General features: G+C 57.5%; 9 protein-coding genes. 6 read left to right on the top strand and 3 right to left on the bottom strand.

Annotated features, from left to right (window positions below; all coding sequences use genetic code 11):
* Positions 1 to 227 precede the first annotated feature (227 nt).
* The 3 genes from PG062_RS05010 to PG062_RS05000 are packed head-to-tail and all read left to right on the top strand — an operon-like array spanning position 228 to position 4,817.
* Positions 228 to 1,619 (top strand): radical SAM/SPASM domain-containing protein, encoded by a 1,392-nt coding sequence (locus PG062_RS05010; RefSeq protein ID WP_270751445.1) that lies wholly within the window; start codon positions 228 to 230, stop codon positions 1,617 to 1,619.
* Entirely contained in the window at positions 1,619 to 2,740 is a 1,122-nt protein-coding gene (locus tag PG062_RS05005; protein ID WP_270751444.1) for a hypothetical protein, read from the top strand. The genes PG062_RS05010 and PG062_RS05005 overlap by 1 nt, the downstream gene beginning before the upstream one ends.
* Before the next feature lie 19 nt (positions 2,741 to 2,759).
* Positions 2,760 to 4,817, top strand: a complete 2,058-nt coding sequence (locus PG062_RS05000) for an AAA family ATPase (RefSeq protein ID WP_270751443.1) — start codon at positions 2,760 to 2,762, stop codon at positions 4,815 to 4,817.
* Between the two features lie 454 nt (positions 4,818 to 5,271).
* On the opposite strand, the gene PG062_RS04995 is transcribed toward PG062_RS05000, so the two are convergent.
* The 3 genes from PG062_RS04995 to PG062_RS04985 form a co-directional block, all read right to left on the bottom strand.
* Complete coding sequence (locus PG062_RS04995) at positions 5,272 to 5,988, bottom strand: amino acid ABC transporter ATP-binding protein (protein ID WP_114000107.1); 717 nt, start codon at positions 5,986 to 5,988, stop codon at positions 5,272 to 5,274.
* Positions 5,975 to 6,742, bottom strand: coding sequence for an amino acid ABC transporter permease (locus tag PG062_RS04990; RefSeq protein ID WP_270751442.1), 768 nt, complete (start codon positions 6,740 to 6,742; stop codon positions 5,975 to 5,977). Before PG062_RS04990 ends, PG062_RS04995 begins: the two co-directional genes overlap by 14 nt.
* Positions 6,743 to 6,865: 123 nt before the next feature.
* Complete coding sequence (locus tag PG062_RS04985; RefSeq protein ID WP_114000105.1) at positions 6,866 to 7,711, bottom strand: ABC transporter substrate-binding protein; 846 nt, start codon at positions 7,709 to 7,711, stop codon at positions 6,866 to 6,868.
* Positions 7,712 to 8,499: 788 nt separating this feature from the next.
* Here PG062_RS04985 and feoB point away from each other — a divergent pair.
* Genes feoB through PG062_RS04970 form a run of 3 tightly spaced genes read left to right on the top strand, consistent with a single transcriptional unit; the run spans position 8,500 to position 12,163 of the window.
* Positions 8,500 to 10,881: a ferrous iron transport protein B gene (feoB, locus tag PG062_RS04980; RefSeq protein WP_270751654.1), complete on the top strand. Its 2,382-nt coding sequence runs from the start codon at positions 8,500 to 8,502 to the stop codon at positions 10,879 to 10,881.
* A gap of 57 nt (positions 10,882 to 10,938) precedes the next feature.
* Positions 10,939 to 11,112, top strand: a complete 174-nt coding sequence (locus PG062_RS04975; protein WP_114000104.1) for a FeoB-associated Cys-rich membrane protein — start codon at positions 10,939 to 10,941, stop codon at positions 11,110 to 11,112.
* A 25-nt stretch (positions 11,113 to 11,137) separates the two neighbouring features.
* The gene (locus tag PG062_RS04970) at positions 11,138 to 12,163 is read left to right on the top strand and encodes an acyltransferase family protein (protein ID WP_270751441.1); all 1,026 of its coding nucleotides are present in this window, start codon (positions 11,138 to 11,140) and stop codon (positions 12,161 to 12,163) included.
* The last annotated feature ends 107 nt before the right edge of the window (positions 12,164 to 12,270 follow it).

The raw sequence follows: 12,270 nt of genomic DNA, 5'->3' as shown, positions 1-12,270 counted from the left end.
CCCCTCACACTCTGCGACCGCTGCCCCTGCTTCGGTTCGCTGTTTCCGCCACTGGCGGCGCTCACCTTTGCAGCATCCAGTATGATCTGCGCTTTTGGCTTAGCATCTGCCGCACCTCGCTCGCCGTATCGGCACTTAGAATTATGCGGTATTGCCTTAATAGTCAACCACTGCAGCGGCACTGCTTTTATGTGTTTGGCCGCTAAATCTGTTTTGGAGTGTTTTAGATGATGTTTTTATCGCGTGCAGAGTCCTCTTATCTGCACCAGCACCTAAGCGTTGTGCGCCATGTCACCCTGGACCCGGAGGGCCCCGGTGTGCTGCGCATTCACCTGCTCCCTTGCAAAAAAGCACGGCGCAATGTGCCGTTTGTTGCACTTTTGAACGGGCAGGATATTTTGCCGCTCAGCGTTTCCTGGGCCATTCTGCTGGCAGGGCTGATGGACGCCTTGCAGCCTTTTGAGGGCAAGGAGATCACCGAGGACCAGTGGGCCGGCATTGCCGCCCAGGCTGTGGAAACCGCCGCTGCTGTTTACCCGAAAACGGCTCCCGACCAGATCCGTGCGGATTTAAATGCCATGCTGACCTCCTTCCGCGCGCTGACCGCCGGGCAGGAACCGCCCGTGCATGTGCAGCCGATGGACCTGGGCGCTTACGCCCGCTATATGGCAGCCCCCCACCGTATGGACCTGATGGTAAGCTCCATGGAAAAGGACGGTGCCTGGCACTGCAACCAGAAATGCCTGCACTGTTACGCCGCCAACCAGCCCCTTGGCGCGGTGAAAGAGCTGGATACCGACCAATGGCTGGCTGTTATCCAAAAATGCCGCGCGGCGGGCATTCCGCAGCTGACCTTTACCGGCGGCGAACCCACCATGCGCAATGACCTGGTCAGCCTGGTGCATGCCGCACAGTGGTTTGTTACCCGGCTGAACACCAACGGCCGCATGCTGACCAGCGCCCTTTGCCGGGAACTGGCGGATGCCAGCCTGGACAGCGTGCAGGTCACCCTATATTCGGCGGATGAAGCGATCCATAACACACTGGTGGGTGCCCCCGGCTATGCGGACACCATCAGCGGCATCCGCAATGCGGTGGAGGCGGGGCTGAATGTCAGCATCAACACCCCGCTGTGCAGCCTGAACCAGGATTACACCGCAACGCTGGCGCTGGCCAACTCTCTTGGCGTGCGCTATGCCACCTGCAGCGGGCTAATTCCCACCGGCGGGGCCGAAACCGGCCCCAGCAAGGCCACCCGCTTAACGCCGGAAGCACTGACCGCCGTGCTGCGCCCCGCGATGGCCTATGCTGAACAAAACCACATGGAGATCAACTTTACCAGCCCCGGCTGGCTGCCGGATGCGGTACTGTTGGACCTTGGCTTTACCCAGGTGCCCAGCTGCGGGGCCTGCCTTTCCAACATGGCCGTTGCGCCGGACGGCACCGTTCTGCCCTGCCAGAGCTGGCTGCGGGAGGGCGCTGGCCTGGGCAACATCCTGCATGACCCCTGGCACAAGATCTGGAATGCCCCCGCCTGCCGCCGTTTGCGGGAAGAAAGTGCGAAAATGGAACACATTTGCCAGCTTGGCACAACCGTTCCCGCACAGGGAGGTTTGTGATGAAACAATCCGTTTTACGCTTTGCCGCGCAGCTGTGGGCTATGCTGGCCGTTCTGCTGCTGTTTGTTGCCGCCGCCCTGCCCGCCCATGCGGATGACGGCGACATGGATGAGATCACCCACTATACCGTAACAGTGGACACCCGCGCCGATGGCTCCGCCGATATCACCTATGAGCTGGACTGGAACGTGATCGGCGGCAGCCTGGATGAACCGCTGACCTGGGTGCGCATCGGCCTGCCCAACAGCCACAACGACAGCCTGGTCAACCTGACGCCGGATACAGTTCTTAACGTAAGTTCCGTGGATGACGGCGGTTCCTTTGCCAAGGTTGATTTTATCAACGCCTACTTCCCGCCGGATATTGCCGCCACCATCGGCGCACAGAGCAGCGTACACTTTGCGTTCCAGGTACACCAGTCCCATCTGTTTTTGCTGAACGAGGACGGCAACGCCGACTACAGCTTTACCCCCGGCTGGTTCGATGATTTGTGTGTGGATGAGCTGACCATCCGCTGGGTGGCGCTGGACGGTATCCAGGCCGATAACGACAGCCAGGACGGCAACTATCTTGTGTGGAACTTTGGCCCGCTGGACCATGGCGAAAGCGCCACGGTGCATGTCAGCGTTCCCGCCCATACAGCACAAAACTACTCCCCCGATGCTGCCGCAACGGACAGCGAAATGTATTATGACGACAGTGACCAGGTACTGGTTTTCTTCTTCGTGCTCCTTCTGGTCATTATCGTGATTGCTCTGATCACGGTTTCCGTTTCCCGCACAAACGGGATCTGGAACGGTGGTTTTGGCGAGGATGACCCCGACGACTGGTACTGGTATTCCAACGGGCACACCCATATCCATGTTGCCCGCAATCTGCCCCCGCCAGAAGGCTACCATCGCGTTCCCCCACCCGCAAACTTCAAGGCCGGGGGCGGAAAGACCCGCGGCGGTGGTGCCGGGCGGCGCAGCGGCGGTTCGGATCACTCCAACCATTCCAGCTGCGCGTGTGCGTGTGCCTGTGTTTCCAGCTGTGCATGCGCCTGCGCGTGTGCGGGCGGCGGCCGCGCCGGGTGCAGTACCAAAAACTTTTATAAAATTACCGTAAAAAAAGCCGACTGATATAACGGAGGGCAAAGCCATGAGCCTGGAAGATCAATACGATGCCTGGGTGCGCAGTGTGACCGCTACAGGCCGCCACAGCGCTACCAAACAGGATCGCGATGCCGCGCAAAACAGCCTGAACGCCATGCAGGCCCAGCTGGACGCTTTGGCCGAAAGCCAAAAACGCCAGAAATCTGCCGCGGACGCCCTGAACGCCGTGCAGCGCGCCGGCGCCGCCACCGCGGACAGTGTGCGCCGCATGAGCAGCGAGCTGACCCAAAGCCTGCGCCAGGACGGCCTGCTGGGCGGCAAAACCGCACAGCCTGCCCCTGCAGCAGAACCGGTAAAAGCCGGCCCGGAAAACTTTAATGGCCTGGCCGACCGGGTGCGCCAGCAGGTGCTGGGGCAGGATGCCTTTGTGGGGCAGGTGGTCAAGGCGTTCCGCCGCCCCTTTGTGATGGGCACCGCCGATACCGCCCATGCCCGCGGCAGCATGCTGCTGTGCGGCCCCACCGGTACCGGGCGGCACTATGCCCTGACCTGCATTGTGGACGAGATGGCAGGCCGCGGACTTTTGCACAGCGCCCTGATTGAAACGATGGATCTGGCCCTGTACCCCGGCCCCGCACAGGAAAAGCTGTTTTTGCAGGACCTGTATGCCGCCTTGCAGTCTGACGCCGAGGTTCTGGCCTTTGACCATTACGAAAGCTGTGCATCCAATTACCTGAACATGCTGGCAACGCTGGCCATTGACGGCACTCTGCCGCTGACCAGCCGCTATGTATTGCAGCGCGGCATTCTGGTGGATGTGGGCACCGCCCTGGCCCCCGGCGCGATCGGCGAATTGCAGGCTGCCGGCAAGTATTTTGTATTTTTCTCCAACCGGGACGAAACCGCCCTGGCGGACAAGTTCGGCGCGCGGTTCGTGGACGCGCTGGAGGGGGACATCTGCCGCACCCAGGCGTTCACCCCCGAAAGCCTGGCTGCCATTGCCGCGCGGGAGCTGAACCACCTGGCCCAGCGGGTCAAGGCGCAGTGCGGCCTTGTGCTTGCCATGGGCAGCGATGTGCGGGACCTGGTTGCCGCGCAGTACGGCAAAACCAGCGGCATGACCGCCATGCGCGATTATGTCGACAGCATCTACCGCGCCTTTGCAGAGTACGTTCTGGATGCGGACGACATTCCTACCGCCGGAACGCCCGCCAAATTGACGGTGGACGGCAGCCGCCTGATGGCCGCCATGGGCAGCGGTGAACCGTTTGACCTGCTGGCCCTGCTGCCCCGCCAGTACCGCGGCGATGTGGATGCCGTGGAAGCGGAGCTAAATGCCATTGTGGGCCTTGACGAAGTAAAGGATTTTGTGCGCGGCATTGCCCAGAACGTGCAAGCCCAGCAAAAGCGCAAGGCCCAGGGCCTGAAAGTTGCCGATGTGAACATGCACATGATTTTTACCGGCAACCCCGGCACCGGCAAAACCACGATTGCCCGCATTCTGGCCAAGTATCTGAAAGCCATCGGCGCACTGCGCGGCGGCCAGCTGGTGGAAGTGACCCGTGCCGACCTGGTGGGCCGCTATGTCGGCCACACGGCCCCGCTGACCAACCAGGTGATCCAGAGCGCTTTGGGCGGCGTGCTGTTCATTGATGAAGCATACAGCCTGTACCGCGGCGGCGAGGACAGCTTTGGGCTGGAAGCCATTGACACCCTGGTAAAGGGTATTGAGGACCACCGCGATGACCTGGTGGTGATCCTGGCCGGGTACAGCAAGGAGATGGCGCTGTTCCTGACGGCGAACTCCGGCCTGGCCAGCCGCTTCCCGAACCAGATTGAATTCCCGGATTACACAGGCGCTGAGCTTTTGGCGATCACCCAGAGCATTGCCAAAAGCAAGGGGTACCGCCTGGACGATGCCTGTGCGATGCCGTTGGTGGCATTCTTCGACCGCCGCCAGTCAGAGAACGCCGCCGAAAATGGCAACGGACGCATGGCCCGTAACACGCTGGAAAAAGCCATCCTGAACCAGTCCAAGCGCCTGGTCGCGGATGCTGATGCCGCGCTGGACCTGCTGCTGCCGGGGGATTTCGAACTGGAGTGATTCCTTATGGGAGTTTTTCGGCCTTTTTGAAAAAGGCCTTGGCGAAAGACTTTAATGGGTATCGCATAAATCACATAAGCTAAGGTATATCTGAAAACAAAGAACATAACGGATATTTCGCAAAATCCCGCTGTGTTTGTAGAAATAGACTAAATTTTCGACTTTTCAGATACACCCTAAGAATAGGCATGCGGATTCTCGGTAGATACGAAGGTCCGCATGCCTTTGATTTTGCGGGGAATTGGTTTGGAGTCTGGGATTTTGGTGCAAAAGTTCGCAGTGCGGCAGGGTTCCGTGGGACGATGCAAGCATCGTCCCCTACAAATGTTTTTAGGGCAATACCGCATAATTCTAAGTGCCGCCGAAAACTCCTCTCTCCTCCCCCCTAACTAAAAAAATCCGCCCCATCCAGAACAGCTCTCACCATTCTAAACGGGGCGGACAAAAGTTTGATTTACAGTACCTTGGACAAAAACGCTTTCAGGCGCGGATTGTCGGGGTCCTTAAAGAACTCCTGCGGGGGCTTATCGACCTTGATAACACCCTCATCAATAAAGATCACACGGTTGGCAACCTCGCGGGCAAAACCCATTTCGTGGGTCACCACCACCATGGTCATGCCATCGCGGGCCAGTTCTTTCATCAGTTCCAGAACTTCGCCTACCATTTCGGGGTCCAGCGCGCTGGTGGGCTCGTCAAACAACAGCACTTCAGGGTTCATGGCCAGTGCACGCACAATGGCAATGCGCTGTTTCTGGCCGCCGGAAAGCATGTTGGGGTAAACATCCGCCTTATCGGCCAGGCCAATGCGCTCCAGCAGCTCCATGGCCTGCTTGTCGGCAGCAGCCTGGCTCATACGGCCCAGGCGCACCGGAGCCAGCGTGATGTTCTTTTTCACCGTCAGGTGGGGGAACAGGTTAAAATGCTGGAACACCATGCCCATCTGGGCGCGGGTGGCATCAATGTCGCGTTCGGTGATCTCTTTGCCGTCCAGCATAACCGTGCCGCCGTCCGGTTCTTCCAGGCGGGTCAGGCAGCGCAGAAAAGTGGACTTGCCGCAGCCGGAAGGCCCAACCAGGCAGACAACATCGCCCTTATTGATGGTCAGGTCAATGCCCTTGAGCACGTCCAGACCGTTATAGTTCTTTTTTAAGTCCTTAACGACGATCACTCTTCGCCAGCCTCCCTTCCAGTTTGCCAAGCAGCCAGGTAAAGATCATAACCAGAATCAGATACATCAGCGCCACGCCGAACAACGGGAACATCGGCTCGTAAGTACGGTTCATGATGCCCTGTGCAGCGTACAGCAGCTCCTTGCCGCCAATAACGGTGATGAGCGAGGTATCCTTGAGAAGGACGATGAACTCATTGCCCAGGGCAGGCAGCACCGAGCGGATGGCCTGCGGAATCACGATCAGCACCATGGTTGTCATGTAGTTCAGGCCCAGGCTGCGGCCGGCTTCCATCTGGCCGGGGTCAACGGCCATCAGACCGCCGCGGATGATCTCCGAAACATACGCACCGGAGTTAATGCCCAGTGCCAGCGCACCGACCATGGTAAAGTTGCGGCTGTTGGCAAAGATAACCATGCTCATAATCAGCATCTGCACCATCATGGGGGTGCCGCGGATCACAGTGGCGTATAGCTTGCATACAGCGTTGGCAACGGCAAGAGCCGGGTCGTGGTGGCCGCGGCGCTGCTGGTCATGCGCAACACGCACCAGGGCAACCACGCTGCCCAGCACCACGCCGATCGTCAAAGCAATTGCCGTTACATACAGCGTGGGGATGACCCCTTTGAGGTATTGCTGCCAGCGGTTTGAGGCAATAAATGCCTGGTAGAATTTGACGAACAGATCCTGCCCGAAATCCAGCTTTGTACCAGCTTTCGCCAGCTGGGTCAGCATTTCGTATTGTGCGGCCATCCGCATTCCACACCTTTCCTGTGTTCCGGCACCAGGGCACCGGGCGTTTATTTTACGGTCTTACCAACAAAAGGGAGGCGCCCCTGTGGGCCACCTCCCTGTGGCACTTGTGAAAAAGCTGCTTTATTCAGCAGTGATGTACTTGTCCACGATAGCCTGCAGGGTGCCGTCGGCCTTCAGCTCTTCCAGAGCGGTGTTGATGGCATCCTTCAGTTCGGTGTTGCCCTTACCAATGCCGATTGCGTAGCTTTCTTCCACGTAAGCGGTGTCCAGCAGCTTCAGGCCGGGGTTGGCAGCAATAAATTCCTTAGCGGGAGCGTTATCAATAACAACGCAGTCAACCTGGCCGTTGTTCAGCATCTGCACGGCAGTCAGGCCGTCGTCGTAAGCAACAACGTTCTCATCGCCAAAGTCGTCAGAGCAGTACAGGTAGCCGGTGGTACCGCGCTGGGTGCCGATTTTCTTGCCAGCCAGGTCATCCACGCTGGCAATATCGGAATCTTCCTTGACGATGATGGACTGGATGCCGGTTGCGTAAGAATCGGTGAAGTCCATCACATTCTGGCGCTCGTCGGTAACGGTAACGCCAGCCATAACCATATCGGACTTGCCCTGCTGTACAGCCAGCAGTGCAGCGTCAAAGTCCATATCATCGATCTGCAGCTCCAGGCCCAGCTTGTCAGCAATAGCCTGTGCGGTCTCAATGTCGATGCCCTCAAATTCGCCGGAATCGGTGGTCATCTCGTACGGGGGGAAGGCTGCGTTGGTGGACATGATCAGCTTGCCCGGCTCAACGGTGGACAGCTCAGCAGTTTCAGTCTCGCTGGCTGCTTCAGAGGAAGCAGTCTCGGAAGATGCAGCATCGCTGGAAGCGGCCTCGGAGGATGCAGCAGAAGAAGCGGTGGAACCGCAGGCAGCCAGGCTCAGGACCAAGGCAGCGGCAGTCATCAAAGACAATGCTTTTTTCATTACAATATACCTTCTTTGTTCATGGTTCTCTGATTTTCAAGGCGTATCTGAAAACAAGGAAAATGACGGACATTTCGCAAACACAAGCAGGATGTAAGGCAAAGAGCCGCAGGAATCCTTTGTGGATTCCAAGGGCAACACCGCACAATTCCCGCCTTACGGCTTAAGCACCGCTTCGGCGGCTGCGGCACAGCATCTGCGTTGCCAAAATGCTCGATAATGTCGGGTTGCGGTACCCGCATCGTGCTTCGGGGGCAAAAGCCCCTCGCACTCTGCGACCGCTGCCCCTGCTTCGGTTCGCTGTTTCCGCCACTGGCGGCGCTCACCTTTGCAGCATCCAGTATTATCTGCGCTTTTGGCTTAGCATCTGCCGCACCTCGCTCACCGTATCGGCACTTAGAATTATGCGGTATTGCCCAAGGCTTTTTAACGCAAAATCCGGCTGCGTTTGTAGAAATAGACGATACTTTCGACTTTTCAGATACACCCTAGCGCAGCGGCGGAACTTTCCCTCTTTCCGGAGCTGCATCAGGATAAATTCTAGTATAATACATAAATATTCAAAGTCAATGCATAAATATTGGATTCAGCATTTTGCGGCAAGATGGCTGCCCGCCCCACCAGAAATTGTGCATTTTTCAAGCTTGCATTTCACAGTTTTTCCTGATATATTGACGCCGTAAGTTAAACGTGGTAAACTTTACGCGTTCATGAGCGAAATTCATGCCTTTCAGTCGAAATAAACCGGCTTGCATTACCTTGCCGTACAAAAAAGAGGAATCAATATGCTGACATTAGGTGACCTGCACATTGGGCAGGATGCAATCATCCGCGTGGTAGGCGGTGAGGGCGAGCTGCGCCACCACCTGCTGGATATGGGGCTGACCCCCGGCACCGAGGTAACGCTGCGCAAAACGGCCCCCATGGGGGACCCCATTGAAGTGGAGCTGCGTGGTTATGAGCTGACCCTGCGCCTGGCCGATGCGCAGAAAATTGAAATTGACAGCGTGCACGCAACGGACCGCGCCGCCCCCAGCGAAGAGCGCCACAAGGTGGTAGCCCACCCCGGCGTTGGCGAGCTGGACAAAGCCGCCAGCTACCACGAGCGCAAAGCCGGCGCCCCCATTGCCGCCGGTGCACCGCTGACCTTTGCCCTGGCCGGCAATCAGAACTGCGGCAAAACCACGCTGTTCAACCAGCTGACCGGCTCCAACCAGCATGTGGGCAACTTTCCCGGCGTTACGGTGGACCGCAAGGACGGCGTGATCCGCAACCACAAGGAAGCCACCGTAACGGACCTGCCGGGCATTTATTCCCTGTCCCCTTACTCCAACGAGGAGATTGTCACGCGGGATTTTATCCTGAGCGAGCACCCGTCCGGCATTATCAACATTGTGGATGCTTCCAACATTGAGCGCAACCTGTACCTGACCATGCAGCTGATGGAGCTGGATACCCCCATGGTGCTGGCGCTGAACATGATGGACGAAGTGCGCGCCAACGGCGGCACCATCATGGTAAACCAGCTGGAAGAAATGCTGGGCATTCCGGTTGTTCCCATTTCTGCCGCCAAAAATGAGGGCATTGACGAGCTGATCGAACATGCCATCCATGTGGCGCGCTACCGGGAGCTGCCGGGCCGCATCGACTTCTGCACGGCAGGCAGTGACCCAGCAGACCCCAGGGGCGCGGTGCATCGCTGCATCCATTCTGTCGCACATTTGATTGAGGACCATGCCGCTGCCGCCGGGCTGCCGCTGCGCTTTGCCGCCACCAAGCTGGTGGAAGGAGACACCCTGATTGAAAAAGCCCTGCAGCTGAACCCCAACGAAACAGATATACTGGGCCACGCCATTGCTGAAATGGAAACCGTGACCGGGCTGGACCGCGAAGCCGCCCTTGCGGACATGCGCTTTACCTTTATTGAAAAGCTATGCTCCGCCACGGTGGTAAAGCCGGGCGAAAGCCTGGAGCATAAGCGCAGCGTTGCCATTGATAAGATCCTGACCGGCAAATACACTGCCTTGCCCTGTTTTGCGGGCATTATGGCGCTTGTTTTCTGGCTGACCTTTGGCGTAGTGGGCTCCACCCTTTCGGACTGGATGACCCTTGGCATCGACTGGTTTACCGGCGTTGTGGACTGCGCCCTGACGGCGTATCAGATCAACCCGGTGGTGCACAGCCTTGTGATCGACGGCATTTTTGCCGGTGTGGGCAGCGTGCTGAGCTTTTTGCCCACGATCGTTATCCTGTTCTTCTTTTTGTCCATCTTGGAAGATACCGGTTATATGGCCCGCGTGGCCTTTGTTATGGACAAACTGCTGCGCCGCATTGGGCTTTCGGGCCGCAGCTTTGTGCCCATGCTGGTGGGCTTCGGCTGCTCGGTTCCCGCCATTATGGCAACCCGCACCCTTTCCAGTGAGCGTGACCGCCGCATGACGATTTTGCTGACCCCGTTCATGAGCTGTTCCGCCAAGCTGCCCATTTATGCGCTGTTCACCGCCGCGTTTTTCCCGCGGGTATGGCGTGCACCGGTCATGATTTTCCTCTATCTTTTCGGCATTTTGTGTGGTATACTGTATTCGCTGATCCTCAAGCAGACCTGTTTCCGCGGTGAACCGGTACCCTTTGTGATGGAGCTGCCCAACTACCGCCTGCCTTCGCCCAAAAGCGTCGGCCAGCTGATTTGGGAAAAGGCCCGTGATTTTATTCAGCGTGCCTTTACAATTATCTTTGTTGCAACCGTCGTAATCTGGTTCCTACAGACGTTCGACACCCGCCTGAATGTTGCTGCCACCCCGGATTCCAGCCTTCTGGCTTTGGTTGGCAGCCTGATCACCCCCATCTTCAAGCCCCTTGGCTTTGGCGACTGGCGCATTTCCACTGCGTTGATCACCGGCTTTACCGCCAAGGAAAGCGTTGTTTCCACCCTGACCGTCCTGCTGGGCGGCGATACCGGCGCACTGAACATGCTGTTCACCCCGTTTACTGCGCTGGTTTTCCTGATCTTTACGCTGTTGTATACCCCCTGTGTTGCAGCCATTGCCGCTGTCAAGCGGGAACTGGGCGGTGGCCGGGCTGCACTGGGTGTGGTACTGATGCAGTGCGGCATTGCCTGGGTTGTGGCGTTTGCCGTGCACTGTGTAGGGGTTTTGCTGGGGTTGGCATAAGGGCAGCGTATTCACCTGTCACTTTGTTTTCGCTTAACCCATAGGGAGGTTTTTTCCATGTCACTTCAAAGTATCCTTGTTCTGGTTATTATTTTTGTTCTGCTCGGCGTTGCCATCGGTTTTATTGCCAACAGCGAAAAGGGCTGGCACGGCGGCTGCACCGGCAACTGCGCCAGCTGCCAGGAACACTGCAATGACAAACAGAAAAAGAACCCGCCCAAGCAGCAGTGATGCCAAGACCGAAGGAGACCGCCGTATGACTGCTGTTCAACAATCCGCCGCTCCGCACCCTGCCGTGCGCCAGCGCATTGACTGGATTGATACCGCCAAAGGTCTGTGCATGATTCTGGTGATTGTGGGGCACACCCTGCCCTACGGCAACCTGATGCGCAATTTCATTTTTTCGTTCCACATGCCGGCCTTTTTCTTTCTGACCGGCTATACGGCCCGCCGCCCGGATACCTGGCAGGGTTTTGCCCGCCGGGTCAGGAAGGACTTTGTTGCACTGATCGTTCCCGTGCTGGGTGTGGTGCAGGTGTTCAACGTTTTGCTGAACTTTTTTCTTTCTGATGACAGAAGCCTGACCAACCTGTGGGATATTGCCCGCTACAATGCCATCACCCTGTTCTGGGCCAGCGGTAACCCTGCCGACGGCATTCCCAGCTGCGGCATGCCATGGTTTTTGTTTGCACTGTTCTGGGGCAAGCTGATCTGGGAGCTGCTGGGGCTTTTGTTCCCCAAAGGGGATTTTGCCGTCAGTTTCATTGTCATGCTGTTCGGGGCATACATCGGGCAGGTACAGTATCTTCCCCAATGTCTGGATGTTGCAATGGTCGTTGTCATGTACCTCACATTGGGGCAGCTGTTCCGCCAGCATCAGGCACTGTTGGATCGTTACCGGGTCCCGCTTTTCCTTGCCATGCTGATCCCCTGGACATGGTGCTGCCAGCAGGGCATTTATATTGAACTTGCTTCCCGCACATACTCCAATTACATTTTGTGCGCTTCCATCAGTGTATGCGGCATTTGGATCTTCTGCCATCTGTGCCGTGAACTGAACGCCAATAACGCTTTGCGGCCGGCGCTCAGCTTTTTGGGGCGGCACAGCCTGTGGCTGTTCTTTGTGCACCATATGGATGTGTTTACCAGTGCCATCTGGCAAAAAGACCGCCTTCTGTTCACGCTGCCCTGCCGCATCGGGTGGGACATCCTGCTTTCCCTGCTGCTGCTTGGCTGCTGGACATTGCTGCGCACCGGCTGGCGCAGGCTGACCGCAAAATAAACTCTTTGAACCGTTCTGCATCCCCTGTTCCGGGCCTGCAGGGCGGCTTTTGTTTTGGCAGCGCTTTCTGCACAGTGCAAACATTGTTTTTTACCGCGGATTATGGT

Source organism: Gemmiger qucibialis (assembly GCF_027689445.1).
Lineage (GTDB): Bacteria > Bacillota > Clostridia > Oscillospirales > Ruminococcaceae > Gemmiger > Gemmiger qucibialis.
The sequence above is the reverse complement of the archived record's forward strand: the minus strand, read 5'-3'. Positions and strand labels throughout refer to the sequence as shown.

Excerpts from the sequence above, each read along its gene's own strand:
- PG062_RS05010 (WP_270751445.1), top strand. The coding sequence starts at position 228 with ATGATGTTTTTATCGCGTGCAGAGTCCTCTTATCTGCACCAGCACCTA.
- PG062_RS05005 (WP_270751444.1), top strand. The coding sequence starts at position 1,619 with ATGAAACAATCCGTTTTACGCTTTGCCGCGCAGCTGTGGGCTATGCTG.
- PG062_RS05000 (WP_270751443.1), top strand. The coding sequence starts at position 2,760 with ATGAGCCTGGAAGATCAATACGATGCCTGGGTGCGCAGTGTGACCGCT.
- PG062_RS04990 (WP_270751442.1), bottom strand. The coding sequence starts at position 6,742 with ATGGCCGCACAATACGAAATGCTGACCCAGCTGGCGAAAGCTGGTACA.
- PG062_RS04985 (WP_114000105.1), bottom strand. The coding sequence starts at position 7,711 with ATGAAAAAAGCATTGTCTTTGATGACTGCCGCTGCCTTGGTCCTGAGC.
- PG062_RS04975 (WP_114000104.1), top strand. The coding sequence starts at position 10,939 with ATGTCACTTCAAAGTATCCTTGTTCTGGTTATTATTTTTGTTCTGCTC.
- PG062_RS04970 (WP_270751441.1), top strand. The coding sequence starts at position 11,138 with ATGACTGCTGTTCAACAATCCGCCGCTCCGCACCCTGCCGTGCGCCAG.